Source organism: Moorena bouillonii PNG (assembly GCF_001942495.1).
Lineage (GTDB): Bacteria > Cyanobacteriota > Cyanobacteriia > Cyanobacteriales > Coleofasciculaceae > Moorena > Moorena bouillonii.
This window is the reverse complement of sequence record NZ_MKZS01000001.1, coordinates 3705349-3727878: the sequence shown is the minus strand read 5'-3', so window position 1 is coordinate 3727878 and position 22530 is coordinate 3705349. Positions and strand designations below refer to the sequence as shown.

Annotated in this window: 19 protein-coding genes, 1 tRNA gene and 1 pseudogene; 9 read left to right on the top strand and 12 right to left on the bottom strand. The window is 42.4% G+C overall.

What is annotated here, in order from left to right:
• Positions 1-575 precede the first annotated feature (575 nt).
• Complete coding sequence (locus tag BJP37_RS15220) at positions 576-1415, bottom strand: prephenate/arogenate dehydrogenase (RefSeq protein ID WP_075899992.1); 840 nt, start codon at positions 1413-1415, stop codon at positions 576-578.
• A 58-nt stretch (positions 1416-1473) separates the two neighbouring features.
• Between BJP37_RS15220 and BJP37_RS15215 the strand changes: the two genes are divergently transcribed.
• Positions 1474-3036: a pentapeptide repeat-containing protein gene (locus BJP37_RS15215; protein ID WP_075899990.1), complete on the top strand. Its 1563-nt coding sequence runs from the start codon at positions 1474-1476 to the stop codon at positions 3034-3036.
• A gap of 209 nt (positions 3037-3245) precedes the next feature.
• Here BJP37_RS15215 and BJP37_RS15210 read toward each other — a convergent pair whose 3' ends face one another.
• Positions 3246-4970 carry a trypsin-like peptidase domain-containing protein gene (locus BJP37_RS15210; protein WP_075899988.1) on the bottom strand — a complete coding sequence of 575 codons (1725 nt, stop codon included), beginning with the start codon at positions 4968-4970 and terminating at the stop codon, positions 3246-3248.
• Between the two features lie 74 nt (positions 4971-5044).
• Entirely contained in the window at positions 5045-5956 is a 912-nt protein-coding gene (locus BJP37_RS15205) for a sialate O-acetylesterase (protein WP_075899986.1), read from the bottom strand.
• A 173-nt stretch (positions 5957-6129) separates the two neighbouring features.
• Between BJP37_RS15205 and BJP37_RS44315 the strand changes: the two genes are divergently transcribed.
• The gene (locus BJP37_RS44315) at positions 6130-6270 is read left to right on the top strand and encodes an HNH endonuclease (RefSeq protein ID WP_330359436.1); all 141 of its coding nucleotides are present in this window, start codon (positions 6130-6132) and stop codon (positions 6268-6270) included.
• A 35-nt stretch (positions 6271-6305) separates the two neighbouring features.
• On the opposite strand, the gene BJP37_RS15200 is transcribed toward BJP37_RS44315, so the two are convergent.
• Both BJP37_RS15200 and BJP37_RS15195 read right to left on the bottom strand, forming a co-directional pair.
• Positions 6306-7469, bottom strand: coding sequence for an RNA-guided endonuclease InsQ/TnpB family protein (locus BJP37_RS15200; RefSeq protein WP_075899984.1), 1164 nt, complete (start codon positions 7467-7469; stop codon positions 6306-6308).
• Positions 7470-7682: 213 nt separating this feature from the next.
• A complete protein-coding gene (locus tag BJP37_RS15195; RefSeq protein ID WP_075899982.1) occupies positions 7683-8099 on the bottom strand; it encodes a helix-turn-helix domain-containing protein in 417 nt (138 codons plus the stop codon).
• A 494-nt stretch (positions 8100-8593) separates the two neighbouring features.
• Between BJP37_RS15195 and BJP37_RS15190 the strand changes: the two genes are divergently transcribed.
• Complete coding sequence (locus tag BJP37_RS15190; RefSeq protein WP_075899980.1) at positions 8594-9937, top strand: lamin tail domain-containing protein; 1344 nt, start codon at positions 8594-8596, stop codon at positions 9935-9937.
• Between the two features lie 142 nt (positions 9938-10079).
• On the opposite strand, the gene BJP37_RS15185 is transcribed toward BJP37_RS15190, so the two are convergent.
• Positions 10080-11348 carry a serine/threonine-protein kinase gene (locus BJP37_RS15185; protein WP_075899978.1) on the bottom strand — a complete coding sequence of 423 codons (1269 nt, stop codon included), beginning with the start codon at positions 11346-11348 and terminating at the stop codon, positions 10080-10082.
• A gap of 417 nt (positions 11349-11765) precedes the next feature.
• Between BJP37_RS15185 and BJP37_RS15180 the strand changes: the two genes are divergently transcribed.
• The 4 genes from BJP37_RS15180 to BJP37_RS15165 all read left to right on the top strand — a co-directional run bounded on the left by BJP37_RS15180 (position 11766) and on the right by BJP37_RS15165 (position 16178).
• Positions 11766-13943: a serine/threonine-protein kinase gene (locus tag BJP37_RS15180; protein ID WP_158069597.1), complete on the top strand. Its 2178-nt coding sequence runs from the start codon at positions 11766-11768 to the stop codon at positions 13941-13943.
• A 217-nt stretch (positions 13944-14160) separates the two neighbouring features.
• Positions 14161-14232, top strand: a tRNA-Asn gene (locus tag BJP37_RS15175).
• A 407-nt stretch (positions 14233-14639) separates the two neighbouring features.
• Positions 14640-15071 carry an NUDIX domain-containing protein gene (locus BJP37_RS15170; RefSeq protein WP_075906115.1) on the top strand — a complete coding sequence of 144 codons (432 nt, stop codon included), beginning with the start codon at positions 14640-14642 and terminating at the stop codon, positions 15069-15071.
• A gap of 123 nt (positions 15072-15194) precedes the next feature.
• Entirely contained in the window at positions 15195-16178 is a 984-nt protein-coding gene (locus tag BJP37_RS15165; protein ID WP_075899974.1) for an L-histidine N(alpha)-methyltransferase, read from the top strand.
• Between the two features lie 217 nt (positions 16179-16395).
• Here BJP37_RS15165 and BJP37_RS15160 read toward each other — a convergent pair whose 3' ends face one another.
• From BJP37_RS15160 to BJP37_RS44305, 6 genes are all read right to left on the bottom strand, one after another.
• The gene (locus tag BJP37_RS15160) at positions 16396-17733 is read right to left on the bottom strand and encodes a MurL C-terminal domain-containing protein (protein ID WP_075899972.1); all 1338 of its coding nucleotides are present in this window, start codon (positions 17731-17733) and stop codon (positions 16396-16398) included.
• A 76-nt stretch (positions 17734-17809) separates the two neighbouring features.
• Positions 17810-18697 carry a dihydropteroate synthase gene (locus BJP37_RS15155; RefSeq protein ID WP_075899970.1) on the bottom strand — a complete coding sequence of 296 codons (888 nt, stop codon included), beginning with the start codon at positions 18695-18697 and terminating at the stop codon, positions 17810-17812.
• 37 nt (positions 18698-18734) lie between these two features.
• A complete protein-coding gene (gene tmpR, locus BJP37_RS15150) occupies positions 18735-19466 on the bottom strand; it encodes a bifunctional dihydropteridine reductase/dihydrofolate reductase TmpR (RefSeq protein WP_075899968.1) in 732 nt (243 codons plus the stop codon).
• 64 nt (positions 19467-19530) lie between these two features.
• Complete coding sequence (gene folK, locus BJP37_RS15145; protein ID WP_075899966.1) at positions 19531-20043, bottom strand: 2-amino-4-hydroxy-6-hydroxymethyldihydropteridine diphosphokinase; 513 nt, start codon at positions 20041-20043, stop codon at positions 19531-19533.
• A gap of 445 nt (positions 20044-20488) precedes the next feature.
• Positions 20489-20830 carry an AIR synthase-related protein gene (locus tag BJP37_RS44310; protein WP_075899964.1) on the bottom strand — a complete coding sequence of 114 codons (342 nt, stop codon included), beginning with the start codon at positions 20828-20830 and terminating at the stop codon, positions 20489-20491.
• Positions 20831-21310, bottom strand: a complete 480-nt coding sequence (locus tag BJP37_RS44305; protein ID WP_330359435.1) for a hypothetical protein — start codon at positions 21308-21310, stop codon at positions 20831-20833. It lies immediately after the preceding gene.
• A 72-nt stretch (positions 21311-21382) separates the two neighbouring features.
• Between BJP37_RS44305 and BJP37_RS34470 the strand changes: the two are divergent.
• Positions 21383-22185, top strand: a pseudogene (locus tag BJP37_RS34470) (IS5 family transposase).
• Between the two features lie 129 nt (positions 22186-22314).
• Positions 22315-22530 (top strand): hypothetical protein (locus BJP37_RS41950; RefSeq protein ID WP_143727627.1); only part of this gene is annotated, 216 nt, incomplete at its 3' end.

The window sequence follows — 22530 nt, the reverse complement described above, 5'->3', positions numbered from 1 at the left end:
GTTCGTCAGCGAGAACCTCAACGTTATATCCGTAGACATAGTAGTTATTATGTTGGTATTCATGCTCATTTGTGGGTTGATTTATTTCAACTTTACTCTGAATGTGTGCAGGAGTTAATGCAAATTAACCGCCATAAGTTGCCTAATTATCTAAAGGGTCTCAGGGCTAGATTGCAAGTTCTGTCTGCCTTGTAGCTTTCATGTCGCCCCGTCAGGATCGCAATCATCTCAAAGCTAGTGATAGAAATGCTTTGCAATTCCTGGAGATGTCTACTGTACGTGGACGACCTCCGGTTTTAGCTGCTGGAATCAGAGGCTCGATTATTTTCCACTCTGCATCTGAAATGGTCGCTCTTATATGCTTTTCTTAAACCTGAACACACTGGACTTGCTCACTTGTTTTCCTCCTCAACACCCTAAGTCGATTTTTGGCGTACGCTCACCTTCTTTATTTTTACTTTATAAATGCTCTCTTAGGGGGAATGCCACACTCGTTCCTGAAACCCTGATCAGAAAGGGGCTGGGTCGAGTGTGGGTATTGGTAAAGGGCAGGGCGGGGTACCTCACCCACAAACTCACGAAACAAACTTTTTCCGCGCTACGTGAGTAGTTTCAAAGATTTTTTCCAGACTCGACCAATCTTCCTGTTCAATCACCTCAATTATCTGGTCAAGGCGATCGCGATACCCTACAAGCGATCGCATTATCGACTCCTGATTGTAACGAGCCATCATTACTCCCAGTTCTGGATTACCACCCCCGACACGGCTAGTATCACGAAAACCAGAACTAGCTAACTGTTGGGCTAAGCTCAACACCACTGGGTCAGTCTCCTGCATACAAGCATCAATCAAACTGCTACTCGCCATCACCGGTAGATGAGAAATCCATGCTACCGCTTGGTCATGGTTTTCCGGGCTTGTGATGTAAACCAATGACTTAAGCGATCGCACAATCTCCTCCACCTTCTCAAGTGCTGGTGGTGGTGTTGTCTCAATCGGCGTCAGTACGTAAGGATTTCCTGCAAATAGATTCGACACCGCAGCTTCCACACCCCTGTGTTCCGTTCCTGACATCGGATGACCACCTACAAAATTTTTCCACAGGGGAGCAATGTCTCTAACCACTGGCATTTTGACCGAACCAATATCAGTGATTACGGTATCCTTGTTAAGATAGTTGACTAAATCCTTGACAGTAGAGGCGATCGCGGCTATCGGGGTGCAAATAAATACAACCTCTGCTGTGGCTAGGATACTTAAGTCAATACTCGCATCATCAACAATGCCGTGATCACGTGCGAATTGACAGGTTTTTGGTTGACGAGAGACTCCCAAGACCTGGTGACCTTGTGCTCTCAAGTCCAATCCTAGGGATCCACCCATCAATCCCAGTCCTACAATACCAATTTTCATTATCTCTCAGCGGGATTCAGCCTATGCCATGATAAATATTAATTTTTGTTAGATTGTAATGAATGTCAGGGAAATTATCCAACAATATGCAGCAGGGGTAAGAGATTTTACAGCTGCTGATCTTACGGAACTTAACCTAAGCAGCGCTACTCTTAGTGGTGCCGACTTGAGTGAAGCTAACCTGAGGGTAACTAACTTAAGTGGTGCTAACTTGAGCGGCACAAACCTCAGCCGAGCAAACTTAAACGTTGCTAGACTCAGCGGTGCCAATCTCTCTAAAGCCAAGTTAACACAAGCACAGCTCAATGTAGCAAATTTGATTCGGGCTGATTTAAGAGGTGCCCAACTGATTCAGGCATCACTGATTCGTGCTGAGATGGTTCGTGGTTCCCTAAGTGGAGCAAATCTAACCGCAGCAAACCTCTCTGGTGCTGATTTACGAGAAGCCACCCTCAGACAAGCTAATCTCAGCCGCGCTACCTTCAATGAAGCCAATTTAGCCGGGGCAACCCTTAGTCAAGCAAATTTGAAGGGAGCGCACTTAAACGGAACAAATCTGCACAAAGCCGATTTCAGCGGTAGTAATCTCAAAGGGGTTGAAATCAGACAAGGAAATCTCACCTGTGCCAATTTTAGGGGAGCCGATCTCAGTGGGGCAAATCTACGCTGGGCTGATTTAAGTGGAGCAAACCTCAGTTGGGCTGATCTCAGCAACGCTAAATTAAGTGGAGCTACCTTAGTTGGGGCTGATTTGAGCAATGCCAATTTAGTTAATACCAGTTTAGTACACGCTGATCTTAGTAAGACAAGGCTGATTAAAGCCAATTGGATTGGAGCAGATTTGACTGGTGCTACCCTGACTGGGGCAAAACTATATGCCGTTTCCCGGTTTGGTCTTAAAACTGAAGGACTGATCTGTGAATGGGTTGACTTGAGTCCCGATGGCGATCAAAGTCAAATTATCCGTCTGTCTTCCGAAGCTGCCAAAACCTTTTTCAACGAGACCCTGCCAACAGTAAAGATTATCGTTGATACCCCGTTAGACCTCAAAGCAAATTTGGCTTTAGCCTCGATTTATAATCAGATAGCCAATGTGTCTGAAGTGCTCAATCAACCACCCAGCATTGAGGTGAGTGTTCGCAGAACAACCATTACCTTTACAAGCAACAACGCTGACTTATTCATTATCGCTTACTTGGCAATTGTCCCCTTCAAAGATGGAGGTCAAACTCATCGCAATATTGTGACCTTATTAAATAGCCTACCCTCACGATCAATATACACTTTAAGTAATCAAGACAAAAAGCAAATAAATAAATTACTTACAAATATTGGCCAAGCTATTGAGCTGCTTAAACCAATTAAAACCCTTAAGTTAGCACCAGAAATAAAATCATCGGCTAACTTTTTTATGGCTCCGACTAAGACAATTATTACTAACTCTAGAGACTACTCATTAAGTATTTATTATAATCAAGATTTTGGGAAGTATCTGATGAATCAATCAAGCTGGAGCGAGCAATCTGAAGACACTACAACACCATCAAGACCAGTATCAACCCTGCCTCCAGTGAGTCAAATTGTTGCATTTATTAAAGCGTGGGATTATTTGACCGGTTGATGGTGTAGACAACTCCCACATCTATAGCAATTCTCACCAACCTTTGAGCGACATTGCTTATCCTTTTGGCTTTTGGCTTTTGGCTTTTGGCTTTTGGCTTTTGGCTTTTGCCTTGCTAAAGCCCATTTTAAATGCGTTTTAGCTTAGGAGTGCGTTCGCGAAGCGTCGGCTTTGCCGAATCGCTTATCTTAAACTCAAGTTAATTCAAGTTAATTAGACATTTGCTTTCTCCAAATTTTAATCTGCTGATCCCAACCACCACTAACCAGGGTTTGACCATCCTGGCTCAAAGCAACAGCCACAACATAGCCCGAATGACCATTTAAGGTGCTTTTCAACTGACCGCTCCTCATATCCCACAACTTAATGGTCTTATCCCAACTACCGCTAATTAGGGTGTTTCCATCTCTAGTCATCGTTACTGACCACACTCCATCTGTGTGACCCGTCAAGGTCCTAGTCAGTTTACCAGTGTTAAGATTCCACAAGCGAATCGTGCCGTCTCCTCCACCACTGGCTAAAATCTTCCCATCCAAACTAATCGCTACAGACGATACTGATCGAGAATGTCCCTTGAGGATACGCACTAACTTACCTGTAGCTAGATTCCACAGCCGAATAGTGGTATCTTGAGAACCACTTACTAAGGTTTTGCCATCAGGAGAGATTTCAACAGAATTCACCGAACCTAAATGTCCGGTAAGGGTATGCAACAGTTGACCCTTAGGCAGCTGCCAAATCTTAATGGTGTTATCCCAGCTGCCACTAACTAAAGTTTTGCTATCTGCACTGAAGGCTAAAGTCGCCACTGTATCTTGATGTCCAGTCAGGGTAACTAACGGTTTACCCGTGTTAATATTCCAGGTCTTGATCATACGGTCATCACCGCCACTGACTAAGGTTTGACCATCCGGACTAATCACCACAGCATTCACTGCGCCACCGTGACCTCGCCAGGTACGAATTAATTGACCAGTTGACAGATTCCACAGGGAGATAGTGCCATCACTATGACCACTAGCGGCCATCAATCCCTGTACTGATCTCCCTTGAGCAAGGGTGCCAATCCCCACAGAACTAACTGAGCCAGTTCCTACTTTAAGGGTATTGGCCAACTTGTAGAAAACTGTTCCGGTCTTGGCAGATACAGCTGTAGGAGAGACAGCGACTTGAGGAGTCTTTACAGGAGTTGGTAGTTTCAGCTGAGAGCGCCAGGTTAAATAGGTGTCAATGCTAATCCCAGATGCGACAATTGTGTCAGAATTCCCCACTAACCTGACCATGCCATTAATGCCTATTACCCGCCCCTGATTATCTAATACCGGTCCACCACTCATCCCAATTCTCACCAAATTGGTATAACTCAGAGCATATCCCCTAGGAAGTTTAGAACTAGCCTCCGTGAGCAATCCTTCGGTATTAATAAACCGCCGTTGTTGAGAAGCACCTCCAGAACGGGGCCATCCAGCAACATAAACCCTTTGACCTGCACTGATTTGCTGGGAATTCCCTAACCTAGCCACTGGGTAGTTAGAGGTGCTAATGAAAGGTAATATCGCTAAATCTACCCCTGGCATCCGTCTGATGTAGCGGGAGTCTACAGGATAACGATTGCCATCAGGGGTTTGAATCCTGTAGATGCCAGCTTTTTGTAGTACATGAGCATTAGTCAGGATATAATATACATTTCCTTGGCGTTCAACAATTATCCCACTCCCACCCTGTTTTGGACCATCAATGCGGACAGTAATTTGTTGCGCAACAGTTTTAGCAGCTGGTGTTGATATCACCACTGTGGGAATTGCTGGAATGATGGCGATGCTTCCAATTAAAAAAAACCCTGGAACTAAAAGCGCTGGAAGCGATGCAGCGCGGTCTTGGGGGTTTCCCCCATGAGCGACTGCATCAAGAACTGTTTTAGATAAGATGTTCATCAAGCTTGACCAGAATCAATGGCGACGTTTCCTCTAGTTTTCCCTGTCTTGATCCACCCTATTATCTTTGACTATTATCTTTGAGTAAGTTTCCAAAATGTTTTAGCAAATCGTTTTCCAACAATCAAATAACTTTCCGTTGTCAAGTGAACATGGTCTTGCAAACCCAAGTCATCTGTAGTAATCATCCCAGTAGCTGGTAACTGGACTGTTTCCTGTTGCGCTTTCACGGTTTCCCAGTTCGGGAGCTTTTCTGGATCAGTAGTGGTACCAATTTGAGCAAAAACTACTGGTAAGTCAGGTTTCCCTAAGTCTTGACGGAAATCTTTTACTAACCTAACAAATTTATCAGCCCACTGATTAGGGAAGAATCTTCGACTTGGGTAGGATTGAGGATTAAGGCCATCACTTTCTCCCTGAAAGAATAGTAAACCTTTAATTTCTCCCATTGGTGAAGCTGCATAGGCTCGCTTTAAGCAAGAGCCATACAAAGTATCTTCACTTAGATTTTTTTTCCACTGTTGAATAGTAGAGTCCCATTTAGCACAGGGAATTAAACCAATAATCAGCTCAGGATCGTATTTGAGCAATTCAGTAGCAAACGCCATCCCTGGACCGACTCCAGCTAACTTATCTTCCGAGACGTGATCAACTTGTCCGGTTGGTGAATCAATCGGTTCTTGGCCTAGATGCCAGCGGTAATTGTTTCTAAAGACAAAAACTCTGGGGTGAGTAACAGAACTGGCTGGTGTTACCTTACCACTTCCTGACATATTCGACTGTCCTGCCAAAATAAACAGGGACATCTTCCCTTGAAAATTGGCAGGAACTGGTTTGCTTTGATCATGCTTAGTGGTGGAAGTGCTGAGGATACCGTAGCGTCTGAGCAACTGGTCTACTTGAGCAGACTTTTGTAGTATAATACCTAAAAAAGCACCGATAACTATACCGATAACTAGATAGGAAATTATTGACCAAGCTTTCATGATATTGGATGTTTAGTTGAGATGTTCAACACTTAGGATTTTACGGTTATCGTAGTAATGAAGTCCACAGGATTTTTTCCAACTTCGAAGTTCCCTACTCCCTACTCCCTACTCCCTACTCCCTACTCCCTAATAATTTGTCCCTAAATAAATAATAATTTCTATCATTATCAATGACTTGTGAACTTTGTGGAAGAGATGTAGAGCGATTGACAGTTCATCACCTGATACCGCGACAAAATACTAAGCGAAAAAAGATGAAACCTGGTCCCACGATTACTATTTGCCCTGCTTTTGACACTCCCCACGGTTAGAAACCGGGGGATTCTCGGTTCAACGAGCCAACTTGCTAATCCTTGCCGGAGCCAAGAAGAGTAGAGGTCGATTCTCCCCGAGCGTTTCGAAAAGTTCCGGTGTGCCCCACCGTACTCAAGGCTCTCGTTAAGATATTTTTGGCGGCGTTATGGTCTCTGTCTAGCTGGCAGCCACATTTACAGGTATGAGTCCTAGTTGATAGTGACTTTTTCACAACCTCGCCGCACTGGGAACAATTTTGGCTAGTATAAGCAGGATTAACTGCGACAGTTATTCGACCAAACTTTTCACCAAAATATTCCAACCATTCCCGGAATTGATACCAACCAGCATCATTAATAGACTTGGCGAGACAGTGGTTTTTAACTAAGTTTTTCACCTTTAGATTTTCGTAGGCGACCAGGTCGTTAGACCAGATTACGCAGCGCGCCAGTCTCTTAGCGTGCTCATTACGTTGCCTACTTATTCTAAGGTGCTGTCTACCTAGCCTATTAATTGCTTTCTTTCTATTGGCAGAGCCTTTCTTTTTCCGGGAAACTCGACGCTGATAAAACTTGATAGCTTTTTCGCTTTTTCTATAAAATCTAGGATTGGGTTCGGTGTACCCATCAGAGTCGGCGTAAAACTCTTTTAGTCCCACGTCCAACCCAACAGTAAACCCAGTCGCTTCTAATTGTTCGTGATTATCTACTTTGACGCAGAATTGGACATAATAACCATCAGCTCGACGGACTATCCTAACCCGCTTGATTAATTTTGACTCGAAACGCCATAAATCCCAGGTTCCCTTGAGCTTGACCTTTCCAATCCCTTTATTATCGGTAAACTTAATGAATTTTTTGTCGGGCAACAATTTCCAACCAGATTGCTTATATTCAACTGATCTAGAATGTTTTTTGAAACGGGGATAACCCTTTTTCCCAGGTACCTTTTTCTTGCAGTTGTCGTAGAACCGCTTTATTGCCCGTTCCACATTTTCAACTGAGGCTTGACATGCATGACTGTTCAGGTCTTTGACAAACTTGAACTCTTCGCGTATTTGGGTGTTGTAACGGTACAATTCTTTTTTTCCCACTCCACGATTATCCATCCAGTACCGAAGTACTTTATTTCGGACAAAGCGAGCCGTTCTAATTGCCTCATTTATCGCTAATTTTTGAGACTCTTTAAGGACAGCCTTGAACTCCATTACCAACACCTAAAATCACCTCCTTGGTTTACTTGATTTACTTAATATTATAGTCGATATCCCCATAGTATAACTTCCAGGACAGTTAGGGAATAAATTCCTGTTCGGGCTAACCCCATAAATGGAATTTATGGGGTTAGCCCTCAGGGTTTTCGGTCAATGTGATTTAAAGCTTGCTGCTTCATGCTTTCAAGCTGCTTGTCACCCGGTGAGAGTCTTGGCTCAAATCACTTGAAAATCTGAGATAGTCTCAATCCAGACCCTTGCGCCACAATGTAGCGGATTATCAGGGCGATACATCACCCGGCAAGGGCCATTGACTTCGACAGTATGACCGTAAATGTTTTTAGATCCTCGTTTTACCGTAATCACTGGATTGCGTTCCCCGGTGTTGTGATTTTGGCGAATCACTTTCTGATTAACGTGGATCACAGCCTTCGTGTAATTTGTACGCTTTGACCAATTCCGCTTTGGTCCACGAGTGCCAGGGGTGACCACTGGCATGCCATCAAACAAAGGAATCACCCAAGTTCTACCGACCTTATACGCTCCTTTGACTCTGCCCTTGCCCAGAAGGTAACGGACGCGAGTGGCGGAAACACCCAGTAAATCAGCGGCTTGTGCGGTAGAAATCATCATGGCGGCAAAACCATTGCTTTAAAGATACTATTAGTATAACCACATTTTGGATAAGATGCAAGGGTTTAGAAAAACTATTGCATTATCGCTACCCTCATAGAGTCGCCAGAATGGGATTAATGGACTAAAAATACTTAATGGGTGGTTTAGGTGTTGTAAAACTATTGTATTGTCGCTATCTAACGGAATGACTGGAATAGGTCTAGTGAGTTAAGAGGAATTAATGGGTGGTATGGGTCTTGTCAAACTATTACATTGTTGCTACCTCACGGAATCGCTGGCATGGGTAGAGTGGGTTAAGGGAGTTTAATAGTCAGATTTGAGATTACCCCCTGGGTGACTGAGCAATAAAAAAGTACCCTCAAGGGTACTGTCTCCTGAAAATATTGAGCCTAGAATAGATTTATTGACCGTTGACCGTTGACCGTCAATCATTCAACTTGGCATAGAGATATTCAACAACTTTTAGATCATTTAACTTAAACAAGAGAGACATGAGCGAAACCAATATTTATCAACAAATTTGGGAAAGTGACGAAAACCAATTCTCGGTTAGCACTCGCACTAGCTCCGGAGAATGGGAAGACGAAACTGCTGACATTCTATTAGATGAGCAGGTCAAAGCTAGCGGTCAACGGGAAATCGACTTAGCTACCCGACCCTTATTCTATAAAGTCAATGAAGACAAATTATTCGATGAAACCCGCACTTATAGCAGTTTCATTAAACTTTTAGATAACTACGCTATCCGCTCTGTTGACCCAGAAGTTACTCCTGAAGAAGAAGAACATGAGCAGTTAGATTTTATTTCTCTGATTATGTCTACAAAACCGATACAGCTTGCCCGAAACTATATTAACGAAGAGTTAGGTGAGACTCTTTCGGAGCAGCAATTTAGACTCAAGCTACAGCGAATCTGGTTTGAACTCTATACCAATTACTACAAGGGCAAATCAACTCACTTCGCTTCTGGCTTTGAGCATGTATTTGTTGGAGAAGGAAAATACAATATCCGCTCTGGAGATCAACGAGAAACCCTTGGCAGCATTTCTGGTTATCACTCATGGGTAAAATTCTACCTTGATGAACAAAATCATAGAGTTAATTTTCTCGGCTACAAGTATGACTTACGAGGTAATCAAGGACCGAATAATCCCAACGTTGTCACGTTACAAATGACCCAAAATGTGACTGATATTCGAGGCAATGTTATTGCTAAATTGTTCAAGAAGAAAGGCGGATTTTTTGTTGGACCAAGCCCTGAATGTGAAATCGCGCTCGCAACCGTTGCCTATTATGAAAGTGTCTACGGCAAAATTCGTGACAAGGCTCGAATTACTATCAATGATGCCACTTACGATTTAGTCCTCTACCGCAGTACCAATCCCAATGGTAGCCGTGGCGAGTTTATTCGTTCCTTCTTTCCCATCTTCCTGAGCAAGGATGGCACAAAAGAACCGGATATGGATCGTCCAGTAGTTGTGCCAGTAGATGATATCATTAAGAATGATGGTCCTGTGATAATCGTAGCGGCATTACCTAATCCTGAAGGCTCCGATGAAGGGGGAAGGGAGTGGGTTGAGTTGAAGAATGTGACCAGTGAAGCCATTGACCTCACTGGCTGGGAGATGGCAGATAAACTAGGTCGTCCCCAACTCCTGAGTGGCATTCTCCAACCTAACGAAGTTAAGCGCTTCCCCATCACCCGTTTAACTCAATCCTCAATGCACTTGAGCAATAAATCAGGATTGATCACAGTACGCGATCGCTCCTCTAACCAGATAGCAACAGTGAAATACTCTCGTGCTCGTTCTGGTCACATCTTTCAATTTAACTAGTCATCTCGAATCAGGTTAATCACTTGGTATTTAGGTTAATCGTTAATTGTTAATTGTTAATTGTTAATTTTCAATTGACGAAAAACCCAGAATGATAAGTATTCAACCAGACACGATCGGACTACTATTGGACTACTTATCTCTACTTATGTATAGAGCCATCAGGCATAGTTGCGCCCTTGAGGTTAATACGCCAGCGCTTAGCCCTCTTGATGTCTAAGTTAGCGCCCTTGAGGTTAGCTCCGCCCAGGTTAGCACCATGCAAGAGAGCACCGTTTAGGTTAGCCCCCTCGAGGTTAGCTCCCGACAGGTTAGCCCCCTTGAGGTTAGCTTTCCACAGGTTAGTCCCCTCTAGGTCGGCACCACTCAGATTAGCCCCCTGCAGCTTAGCTTTATTGAGGTTCTTATCCTGTAGGTTGATATTTGGGAGATTGCAGCCTTGGCATTCTCCACTGGTTAGCAACTGTCTGGCTGGACTGGTGATCCAGGCATAGGTTATAGCCGATGAAGACGCAGCCACAAGACTGAGGGTGGCAAGTTTTACTACTGCTTTTGTTGGTTGTATAGCCTGCAACAGTGTTTTTAGAGGAGTGATATCATTCACCACATCAATCGGCTTCAGGGCTTTGAGGGCAGTTGCTGCATCGGGATAGCGATGTTTGAGGTTAGGTGCCACCATTTTGTGGAGCCAATGAATAAACTGGGGATTTAGCTTGGGCAACAGTGGTTTGAAATTAATCCGATAATTCTCATCAACTAAGGTGTTGATTTCGCTAGATTTTGTCCCTGTCAGCAAGCAAATCAGGGTTATTCCTAAGCTATAGAGATCAGATGCTTTGGTCAATTGCCGATTAAACATCTGCTCTGGTGGCATAAACCCTACACTACCTTTAACAACGCTACTGAGGGTCACATCCCCACCTGCTATCCGGGCAAAACCGAAATCTACTAGATACACCTTCAAGTTGCCCTGTCTATCAACCAAAATATTTTCTGGTTTAATATCTCGATGAATCACAGGAGGTTGCCGCCGTTGCAAGTAAACCAAGACTTCCAAGACCGCGATCGCAATTTGCTTAACTTCTTCTGGTGTCCAGTGGTAATCTTCCGCGAGGGAAGGTGCTGGTTTATATTCTTGGACTAAGCAAAATCCAGTGGGAGTGTCAAAAGAATCGATATAGCGAGGAATGCTAGGATGATTTAGCTGCTGCAGGAGTTTAATTTCTCGTTCATAAGTGTCGTATTCTGCCCAGCTAGTACCTAATTGGGAAAACTGCAACTGCTTAATCACAACCGGTTGCTGAGTCTCCAGTTGTGTCGCCAGGTAGGTGACTCTACCCCCAGCGTGATTTTGTCCTAACTCTTGTTTAATTTCATAGCCCTGGGGGCTAAAGTCTAGATCCTTGCTCATAGTGCTAATTTCAACTTTCCATGTTTAAGAAGCGGATATGATGACCACCGAAGAACACACATCTAATCTCTATCCTGGCATATAGTTTTTATACCCAGTTGCTTTCTGTTGTAGCAAATGAGGACAACATCCGGAGAGGGAAGAAGGGTGAAGAGTGGAAGCTTTGGGGTTGTCAACAATTGTCATATCATCCCGCAACGGGAGTAACGCCCATGATTAAAATTACTGATCACTGATAGGTGATTTAATATATCTTATTTAATATAGCTGATTTAATATAGCTGATTGCTTACATCCCATTTCCTACCGGGTGACGCTACCGCAAATCCAATTACTTCTATCAACCACTAATTCCGGAAACACTGTTGGTTTCTTGAAAAAAACTAAATAGAAGTGATTCTGGTAGGAAAAAATTCTTTGAAAATTAATCCAAATCATTCCTTATGGGGAAAGCTCCTCAACGGGCGTTATAAAATCATTGAATCTTTAAGTGCTGGGGCATTTGGCAAAACCTATATCGCAGAGGATACCCGACAACAGGGCAATCCCCGCTATGTGATTAAGTATCTTCAGCCCAAAAGCGATGATCCTCAAAAATGGCAATTTCTTAAGCGTCTCTGGCTCAATGAAGCTCAAACCTTGATCAAACTGGGCAGCCATAACCAAATTCCCCGTCTACTTGATTATTTTGAAGATAACCAGGGATTTTACTTAGTTCAAAACTTAATTGTCGGAGAAACTCTTAGTACTGAACTGCCAATCAGCCAAAACAGTAATAAACGCTTTAGCGAAAACCAGTGCATTGAACTATTAGAAGATGTTCTAGGCATTCTAGAATTTATTCACCGCCAAGGGATAATTCATAGAGACCTCAAACCCAATAACCTAATCAGACGAGGGTCAGACCGTAGGCTAGTTTTGATTGACTTTGGTGCTGCTGAGCTGATTAATTCAAAGCCAATCAAAGCCCATCTGACCGAGTATCCACGGTCTGATGCATCCAGCACAATTCGTCCCTTCGCCTACATACCCCCAGAGCAACTTGCTGGTCAATCCTTTCCTAACAGTGACATTTATTCCCTAGGAATGATTGCGATTCACGCCCTCACAGGCATGACCCCAATGCAATTGGCTGACCCTGAGACTGGTGAGATTCATTGGCGAAACCATGTATCGGTTAGCGATAAAATGGCGTTTGTACTCAACCATATGGTCTCTTACAACAGCAAATTGCGTTATCAGTCAGCAAATGATGCATTAATCGTACTTAAAACACTCATGTCTACTCAAAGTCCTGAGTTAAAAGTATCTATTGCTAAGTCTGACTCAGAACTGATAACCGAGCACTCAGCACTCAGTATCAAGTTTAGTGACAATGACACTCTTGAATTCAACGTTCTGGATACTCAGTCTGACTCAGAACTGATAACGGAGCACTCAGCACTCAGTATCGAGTTTAGTGACAATGACACTTTTGAATTAAGCGTGCTGGATACTAAGTCTGACTCAAGGGTTAGCATTGAAGACTCAGCACTGACTAGGGAGTCTAGCTCACAAGAATTAAAACAGGCAGCGCTATTGTCTGACTCAGGAGTCAAAACTGAGCAGGAAACACTCAGCACTCAAGACTCAAAAACTAGTAATAACGACTCAGCACTTAGCAATTATGAGCCTGACTTACATTGGAAAGTGTATGTCCGTGAATTCGCCCTATATAGCTGGCCAAAATTGCCACCTTTACTGAAAAGAATCGGAGTCGGAGCAGCAAGCTCCAATGGTATAGCGATTTTAATCGGACTTTATGCTCTACTGAATGCTTCTGCGTCTCGTTCTGAATTTGATATTCTACAAAAGGCAATCAAACACTATCAAGCCGGTGATTTGGAGGAAGCGATCGCACTAGCAGAATCGATTCCTAGCGATAGTCTGATCTATGAACAATCCCTAAATACGGTTCAACAGTGGCAGCAACAATGGCAAGGTGCTGAAGCTCTATTTAAGGCTACAGAGCAAGCCTTTTATCAAGAACGATGGTCAGATGTGCTTGAGGGATACGATAAAATGCCCTCAATTGGCTTTTGGCAAAAGAAGATGGAGCCCTTAGTCAAGAAGGCAAAACCTCGCCTTGAGGCAGAAGCCCAAGGGTTATTAAAGCAAGCCTACAAACAAGCATTAGCCCAAGACTTTAGCAATGCGATCGCACTACTCGAACAAATCCATCCAGAAACCCCCACCGGTGCTAAAGTCCAACCAAAGCTGAAGGAATATCAGCAAAAGCAACAGATTCGAGCAGAGTATTTGTTACAAGAAGCCTATGAACAAGGAGGACAGGGTAACTTTATTCAAGCGCTAGTTTATTTGTCTCAAATCCCTAAAGAAACCCCGACCTACCAGAAAGCGAGAATCAAGATAGCTGAGTATTCCCGTAAGCAGCATTTAAAGGAAGAAGTGGAACGACAAGCGGCATTAGCTAGAGCAGTGTTAGAAAAACAAAGGCAATCAGGGGTTAACCAAAAACCGTTGCTCAAGGTCAACGTTGAATCAAGCCGTTCCCCACTCAAGCATGGGCTACAGTGGCAAGAAGTCAACGATTAGGATAGTATTGTTGACTACTGACTGGTGACTACTGACTGGTGACTACTGACTGGCTTATATTTACTTGACTGCTTAGTGTTAACTATTTATTGTTTACTTTCCCTTGTACTCAAAACTCCCGACACCACAGTGATTTCAAAAAAATTTGCGAAAGTACTTGCCAGACTTTGTACTGTATGATTATAATAAGTAGATGTGAAGAGCAATTGTTTGGCAATCCTCAGTAGCTCAGCGGTAGAGCGGTCGGCTGTTAACCGATTGGTCGCAAGTTCGAATCTTGCCTGGGGAGTTTAAATTTTCAGTATAACAACTCCTAGTAGCCTGGAAGTTCTTCAAGGTCTAGAGAGTTAGCGGCTCAGGCTTCCCCTGAAATGCCTTGCCAGTGGATAGAAGATTTTTCACTAAGGGGTCGTTCATTGTTGCTCAACTAGACGATAAGCGCGTTTGGGCATGGTAGAGTATTGTGAGAATCAAGTTTTAAACAGGGAATAGCTTCGAGCTTACCCCTGAAATTCACAAAATCCTGATTTACTGGCCACTAGCCCAGAAATCAGGATTGGTGATTGGTGATCTCAGATTGTGATCCTTAAAGATTGGAAACTGCGCTAACCTATTCCAGGTAGGTCTGTGAAACAAAAAATTCGACACAAGCTAAGCAATGGGATTCCAGAGGAAATCACAAATGGAGGGCTATCTGTGCAGGGGCAGTTTCCTTTGACTACGGTAGGGGCACTTGTCTTAACTACAAGTGGACAAATTTTGATTGTCAAAACCACTAAATGGCGGGGTCAATGGGGTGTACCAGGAGGTAAAGTAGAATGGGGTGAAACCCTTGAGGATGCACTCCTCAGGGAGTTTCGGGAAGAAGTTGGTCTAGATTTGACCCAGGTACGCTTTGGGTTGCTACAGGAAGCAGTGTTGGACTCACAGTTTGTGCGAGAAGCCCATTTCATCATGGTTAATTACTATGCCTTTTCTGCCACGGAAACCATCACTCCCAACGAAGAAATTGAGGAATGGGCATGGGTGACTCCCCAAAAAGCTCTGGAATATCCTCTCAATAGCTACACTCGCGTGTTAATTGAGGACTATCTAGAAAAGCAAATCTATACTCACTATAATATATAGCTTTTATCATAGCTATTAGGTACAGATATTTTTTTTATTATCACCTATTTCCTGCTCCCTGTTTCCTGTTCTCTGTTTCCTAAAACCAATAAATTTGTACCTGATGAGTTTGAGAATTTATATATGTTAGACTTTGAAAAAGTATACGTACATCCCAGTCAATTTCCTGAGCGAGTTTTTCAAGATTATTTAGCTGGCTTTACTTCTTGTAAAATCAATCACAAATTTCATTACGATAGTGTCAAGCAAAGCCAAAAATGGTTAAAAATACACGAAACTTATTCTCCAGCTAGACAAGATGAAAGCTGTATTGATGCCTATGCCAAGTGTTTTAAAAAAACCGCAGAAATTTTAGATGATAATAGTCTAAATTTAAATTTAATTGGCTTAGGTTGTGGTGGTGGAGAAAAAGATAAACTTCTAGTTTCCCAATTATTAAATTCTGAAAGAGCATTAACTTATTATCCTGTTGATGTTAGCTTATCTCTGGCGATAATTTCTGCTCAAAAGATCAGAGAATATTTTGCTAATTTACGGGTACAGCCCATTGTTTGCGATCTGCTTCACTCTGATGATTTAATCTCCCTTGTCGATAATCAAGACAAAAGAAATATAATTACCTTTTTTGGCATGATTCCCAATTTCGCTCCTGAGGAAATTTTGCCGATTTTAAGTAATTTTCTAAGCAAGGGAGATATATTGCTTTTTAGTGCTAATTTAGCCCCTGGTTCTGATTATCTGCAAGGTATTCAAAAAGTTCTTCCTCAATATGATAATGAGTTAACTAAAGAGTGGTTAATTACTGTTTTACTTGATGCTGGAGTCGAAGCCAAAGATGGGACTATTAAATTTACAATAGAACAGGATGAACCAAATCAACAATTTAAAAGAATTGCTGCTTATTTTGAATTAGAAAACGATGTGATTTTTAGTTTAGAAAACAACCTTATTGAGTGGAGAAGCAAAGATAGAATTAGATTATTTTTTTCCTATCGTTATACTACTCCTATGATTCAAGAAATACTAAAGAGTTATGGTATTAAGGTTTTGGATTACTGGGAAGCTGCTAATCAAGAAGAAGGGGTTTATCTTTGTCAAAAACTTTAAACTATAGCAGTCCTAAATGATTCGTAAAATCTAGTGGCCGAAGCTCTCGCTATAACCCTTGTCCAGTAAAGATTTAAGATTTGGCAGATTTTAGAACTGATTTAGGATTGCTATATACACAAGGAAAAAAATGAATGATGAATGATGAATTATAAATTCCAGATTTTTCGTTCATCGAACTGCGCGATCGCGCTGCGCTTCCCTGCCATCGTTCATCTCAAAGTCGGAATGTGCAGACAGACTCTAATTTATCTCTGTGAGGCATAGGAATATTCTTGGGAGGAGATATCATCAGCAGAGAGTTGTCAAACTTAACATCTGGTATCTCAGCAAGAGCACCCAAGGGTTGACCATTCTTGATACGCTGTTGTTTACATTTAACTAATGCCATCAAAGTTTCACGTTTTTCCCCAACACATTCAAATGGTTTCTCAGCCCTTGGGTCAAACAGACGTGTCCACAGTTCCTCAAGTTTCTTGACGCTGAATAAGTCTTCTCCCACTACATCGATAGCAAAATCATAATCTGTTGCAGCTTCGATCAACGCGAAGGAAAAAGCACACTTAGGACAGCCACAACACCACCGAGAGGAGCCGGGAGCCCACTGCGCCTCGTTACAGGAGGTAAGATCCTTCAGGATGCTTTTGTTCCAAAGGGATAGTTGCTGAACTGTTGCTATAGAGTAAACCTCTTCACAGATGCTAACATAGCGAAATGGCAAACCCTTGCGCTCCAAGAAATCATTAAAACGTTCGATGTAAGCATTGCCCTTGGCACTTTGATGATTAACGCTACGTCCTTGATAGGTGGCATTAGATTCATTGGAGCTTTTATCATTTGCTAGCACCAGAAACTTATGCCCCTGCTGTGCTGCAATAATCATCATAACGAACAAGGCATTGGTAATTGTGGGATCGTTACGTACCCCCTTATAATCAAAATGTTGAGCAGGATCTTCCCTAGGATGAGTAAGTATTTCCCAAAGGTGCGATCGCTTTCTTATGGGCTCGAATACTGGGAACTTTTTCTGCCAATTGTCTCCTAGTATTCCCCCAGCATGGTGTAGAGTAAAGGTTTCCATGGTCAGGTTAGCTCGCTGCATCCACTCAAAGGCAAAGGTACTTTCTTTACCTCCACTGACTGCAAGAAGATAGGAATCCTTTACTGATGGTGACCAAGAATTCTCTAGCTCACTTCGGGAAAACTCTATTCGAGGCATTCTATCCCAACTCCATTTTTCCAGATAAAACTTTTGCTGGAGATACCAATAAATGTCCTCATTCCACCAATCTGATTCCCACGGAAGGCAACTATACCAAGGAACTTGCACTATCTGAGGCGTACAGATTTCACAAAGGCGGTAAATTTCAGCCATTGCAATCCCAATTAAGACAGATATATGGGGTTTCTGTGTATTTTTAAATTCCAGAGGAAAGTCGATATAATAGACATGCTTCCAGTCGTTAATTAGAAAAGGAAAAATTAGCCTATTATTTTCCCAGTAAGGCATTTCAGATGAAATGACATCACAGGTTGGAGACTCTCCTGTTGCCATATACTCTATTCGAGACTCATGATATCTACTCTTGAAATCTTAAAAATGTGATGTCGTTGAGGTCATTAGTTTTGATTTAAAATAAACTAAGAGTATCTAAAACAGCTTTAATTTTAGGAACTTCATGAGTTCTAAACAAATCGGTTTTTCCTAATGCTGCTAGAACTGCAAAGAAAGGTTCAGCACTTCTGACTTCTTCCCCAAAACATTCAAAAGCATGGGGGAGGGCATGACACACGGGAAAACCCAATTTCCGAAGACGAAAAGTATTTAAAAAGGTTTTCATTTGAAAACGAATGCGTAGGGCGCTGTCTTGAAGATTTTTGTAGTAGAAACCTAACCCGGCATCAACAAAAATTTTCCTAACACCAAGTTTAGTAGCTAGTTCAATCTCTTTGGCAAAATAATCATACATTAAGTCTGTTGGATCGTTGCCAAAATCAAAGTTATCAACTTCTCTGACGTTTTTTCCTTGAACGTAACAGATGATCACCCCAGCATCAAACTCCGATACCTGTTGATAAATTTCCTGATTGTCTTGGGAACCCGTTAAATTGATGATATTGGCTCCAACTTTTAAACATTCCCTAGCCACTTGAGGATAATAGGTTTCAATAGAAGTTAACACACCTTCTTGATGGAGGGCTTCCAACACAGGCAAAATTTTACTTTGTTGCCTCACATCTTCTACTCTCTCAGCATGGGGCAAAGAAGATTCAGCACCAATATCTACAAAATCTGCTCCTTGGGCTTTTAACATGATGCCGCGACGAATCGCTTGTTCTGAACTTAAACAGACACTTTCCCTGTACCAAGAATCACTAGAAAGATTGACTACTCCTAAGATAGCTTTTTCAGAATTAAAATTCAAATGTTTGTTGCCAATGGTAAATTCTTCAACTTTTACGCTTAAGGCATCCTTATACTGTTCATGAATGTCGTATAGATGTTCGAGAGTCAGCATGTTTATCCTATTCAAAATATTGTTCTATTTACTAAAACTATAAACTCCAAGCGCCAGAAACTTCTACTACTTGTCCTGTGATGTAATCAGAATCAGGACTGATAAAAAAACAAGCAGCATGGACAATTTCTGACAAACTGGCAGGGCGTTTTGCTGGTAAGTTAGGCATAGCATCCTGCCAATCATCATCGTATTCAAAGGAATTCTCTGCTATTCCTGGAGATACCACGTTGGCAGTAATTTTATCTGCAATTAGCTCTTTAGCAAGGGACTTAGTATAAATAATGATGCCAGTTTTAGCGATTATATAAGCTGTATTAGTACCACGGGCAGTGACATTATGGGCACTGGCAGCACCAATATTAACAATGCGACCCCAACCTGCGGACTTCAGGTAGGGAATTGCGGCACTAGTGACATAAAAAGTAGTATTGAGGTTGGAATCAATTACAGAATGCCACTCTTCTACTGATATTTGGCTAGTGGGTTTACTAAAATAGTTGCCTACATTATTGACAATTACTGATAAACCCCCTAGTTGTGCTGCTGCATTTTCTACCAATAACTTTGCTTGCTCTGGTTTGGTGATATCTGCTTGTAGGGCGATCGCTTTTACTCCGTGAGTCGCTGCTTCCTCAGAAGCTTGCTTGGCTGCTTCTTCACTGCGGTTATAGTGAAATGCAACATCAAATCCCTTACTAGCTAAATCGAGAGCGATCGCTTTTCCAATTCCCACTGCTGAACCAGTAACTAAAGCTTTTTTCAGCATTGTCTTTGTTCACCATTGTTTTTCAGTTTATATAGTCCATCAACCAGATTTGATATCCTAAGAATTAATACCGAGTAACTCCGGAAATATCTAACCTTTCGAGAAGTTGGGAAACTTTCATTCCTGAGACTGGCTCTATCCAATCAGGAGCGATTTCGGCCAAGGGCACTAACACAAACGCTCTCTCTCTCATGCGTGGGTGAGGTATGATTAGATCAGGGGTATCTAGAATCAGGTTACCAAACAAGATTAAATCTAAATCTAAGGTTCTTGCTCCCCAATGTTCCAAACGAACTCTACCAAACTTTTGCTCTGTTTCTAGCAGAGTCTCTAGCAACTTTTGGGGACTTACTTGTGTGTCCACTAGGGCGCAACCATTGATATAATCTGGTTGCACAGGTCCAATAGGTTTAGTTTTGTACCAACTGGAGCGGGTTTTGACAGTAATCCCTGGAGTTTGATCGAGTTCAATCAGAGCAGCTTCTAAGGTGGCTTGAGAATCACCGAGGTTACTACCTAGTGCGATCGCACTAAGGGTACTTTTGCTAGTTGATAAGACTTGGGAATTAGATACCATACAGCTCCTGACAGAAGAATTGGTGGCAAGCTACTCTTGTACAAACATTTATAATACCATAGAAAGATTCAATAGCTCGAAAAAAATTTTAAGCTATTCTGACTAACTGCTATTAACTAGCAATAATACCTAGGCATATCACTACAACCCATGTGTTAGCCTTGGGCAGAGATTAGCAGGGGCTACATTTACTGATGATTTTAGAGGATAATCGGCTTTTATTGGTACTTTAGCTAGAATCTGGAAAGGAATAAGAGCTAATCTAGAGAGGATAAAGATTTTCCATGACAACAGGCAGTTAGCCGATGGCTCGCTCAACTTTGTGAAGAGCAATCTCTTAGGAAGTTGCTCATCAGGTAAACCCCTAAGACTGCGCTCCATCCCTACTGCCTACTACCTACTATCATTAACCAAGAACGAAAGTACCTCACCCAATTGAGAACTGCTATATAATAGTAATCGCTCTCGATTTAGCTTCTGGAGCTGGGATGACCCGACCAATTAAGCAGCTTTCTTTATAACCGAAAGCTTTCAATTTATTAATACATTCATCAGCTTTTTCCGCTGGAATAGCTGCTAGGATTCCACCAGAGGTTTGAGGATCAAATAACAACTGGTAGTTAGGGAAATGACTAACGTCTAATCTATTCTTGATGTAGATAGAAAATTGTAAATTTTTAGGGTGAATAGAACTAGTGATTCCTGCTGCCACAGTTTCTATTGCTCCTGGTAAAAGCGGAATCGCTGCTAACTCTAATTCCACGCCTACGTTTGAGGCGTTAACCATTTACCGGAGATGCCCTAACACTCCAAATCCAGTAATATCAGTACAAGCTGTTGCGCCACATTCACGAAAGACTTGGGCGCTGGTTTGATTGGATAGTAACATCGATTCCACTGCCTGTTCAATCCAGCGACCTTTGGCTTGGTAGCGCATATTAGCAGCAAAGAGAGTTCCCGTCCCAATGGCTTTAGTCAGAATCAGCACTTGACCAGGTTTCATCCCGCTTTTGCGCAGCAGTTGTTCAGGATGAACTAGACCGTTGCAGGATAGACCAAAGGTATCAGTAACTAGAATAAATCCCTGCTCATCTGTGGTTAATCCTGAGACTTTAATCCAACTCGGAGCCGAAGCTTGAGTCACCCAAAAGACATGATGGCATTCTACAGGGTCATTTCCACCACAAATTAATGGAGTGCAATTCCCACAATTATTGACTCTGTCCATCCAAACCCTTGCCATGTCCATACTAGGGCGTGTCTGCAAACTGCTATACTGAAGTAAAATGATTCAGGTATTGTGATGAGAGCGCTCGCTGAAAAACTTGCCTCGACTGAGATCGCAAGAGGAGACTTAACAGATTCCCAATGGGAAAAAATTAAACCTTTGTTACCTCCTCAAAAAGCTTGGACAGGAAAACCAGCACATGACCATCGCCAGATCATAAATGGCATACTGTGGATTTTGAGAACAGGTGCGCCCTGGAGGGATTTACCAACCTCTTATGGAGTCCATAGTACGGTGTCAAGTCGGTTTTATCGTTGGCGAAAAGCGGGCATATGGGAGGAGATTTTGGCAAGTCTTCAGCAAATTGCCGACGCTGAGGGTCGGATCGATTGGGAAGTTCACATGGGTGATACTACAGTCGTGCGAGCACATCAACACGCAGCCGGAGCAAAAGGGGGCAAGACTCACAGGCACTAGGGAGGAGTAAGGGAGGATTCAGCACAAAAATTCATATTCGGTCGGAAGGATTGGGCAAACCAATGGTTTTTGCTCTAACATCAGGAGAACGCCATGATACCATTGGTTTTGATGATTTGCTTGCCCTCGGAAAAGTTAAACGTCAGGGTCGAGGAAGGCCAAAAAGCCGTTTTCGCTACTTTTTAGGTGATAAAGGATACAGTAGTAAAACTATTAGAGAAAAACTACGTCGTCGAGGTACAACTCCTATTATTCCCAGAAAAAGTAACGAAAAGAAACGAGAACGCTTCAACCGAGGACTATATAGAGAACGTAATCGGATTGAAAGACTAATTAACCGTCTCAAACAAAATCGACGAATAGCAACTCGCTATGAGAAATATGCAGTCAATTACCTAGCTATGTTGACTATTGCTTCTATATTACTCTGGCTTTAGTTGAAATCATGTTTTTTATGACTACTATAGATAAAAATAAATCTTTAAACTGTTGATCATAGAAAGATTTATGGTCAAGTTGAGCAAAACGTTTGCTTAGGGTCGGGCTTTGCCCAAATTCCTTTCCTTATGCTCGCGATTGCAAATCTCTCTAACCTAAATTATTGGGTTTGCAGACACGCCCTAGCCATTGCTGGTGCTGGTATTGGTGGGATGGTGCTGTCTTTTCCAGCAGCCCATAATTTTCTCCTTCCTGGAGGATTGCTCAATCCCAATCCCAAGGTATTAACCTGGCTGCCTGACACAAGTGGCTCAAAGCTTGCAATGACGTTGTTTGCTAGAATT

What these genes read in the sequence shown, in the direction of transcription:
- BJP37_RS44315 (WP_330359436.1), top strand. Translation starts at nt 6,130, where the DNA reads ATGACTTGTGAACTTTGTGGAAGAGATGTAGAGCGATTGACAGTTCAT.
- BJP37_RS15215 (WP_075899990.1), top strand. Translation starts at nt 1,474, where the DNA reads ATGAATGTCAGGGAAATTATCCAACAATATGCAGCAGGGGTAAGAGAT.
- folK (WP_075899966.1), bottom strand. Translation starts at nt 20,043, where the DNA reads ATGGTATCTAATTCCCAAGTCTTATCAACTAGCAAAAGTACCCTTAGT.
- BJP37_RS15205 (WP_075899986.1), bottom strand. Translation starts at nt 5,956, where the DNA reads ATGAAAGCTTGGTCAATAATTTCCTATCTAGTTATCGGTATAGTTATC.
- BJP37_RS15160 (WP_075899972.1), bottom strand. Translation starts at nt 17,733, where the DNA reads ATGGCAACAGGAGAGTCTCCAACCTGTGATGTCATTTCATCTGAAATG.
- BJP37_RS15155 (WP_075899970.1), bottom strand. Translation starts at nt 18,697, where the DNA reads ATGCTGACTCTCGAACATCTATACGACATTCATGAACAGTATAAGGAT.
- BJP37_RS15210 (WP_075899988.1), bottom strand. Translation starts at nt 4,970, where the DNA reads ATGAACATCTTATCTAAAACAGTTCTTGATGCAGTCGCTCATGGGGGA.
- tmpR (WP_075899968.1), bottom strand. Translation starts at nt 19,466, where the DNA reads ATGCTGAAAAAAGCTTTAGTTACTGGTTCAGCAGTGGGAATTGGAAAA.
- BJP37_RS15165 (WP_075899974.1), top strand. Translation starts at nt 15,195, where the DNA reads ATGTTAGACTTTGAAAAAGTATACGTACATCCCAGTCAATTTCCTGAG.
- BJP37_RS15195 (WP_075899982.1), bottom strand. Translation starts at nt 8,099, where the DNA reads ATGATGATTTCTACCGCACAAGCCGCTGATTTACTGGGTGTTTCCGCC.
- BJP37_RS15220 (WP_075899992.1), bottom strand. Translation starts at nt 1,415, where the DNA reads ATGAAAATTGGTATTGTAGGACTGGGATTGATGGGTGGATCCCTAGGA.
- BJP37_RS15190 (WP_075899980.1), top strand. Translation starts at nt 8,594, where the DNA reads ATGAGCGAAACCAATATTTATCAACAAATTTGGGAAAGTGACGAAAAC.
- BJP37_RS44310 (WP_075899964.1), bottom strand. Translation starts at nt 20,830, where the DNA reads ATGGTTAACGCCTCAAACGTAGGCGTGGAATTAGAGTTAGCAGCGATT.
- BJP37_RS15185 (WP_075899978.1), bottom strand. Translation starts at nt 11,348, where the DNA reads ATGAGCAAGGATCTAGACTTTAGCCCCCAGGGCTATGAAATTAAACAA.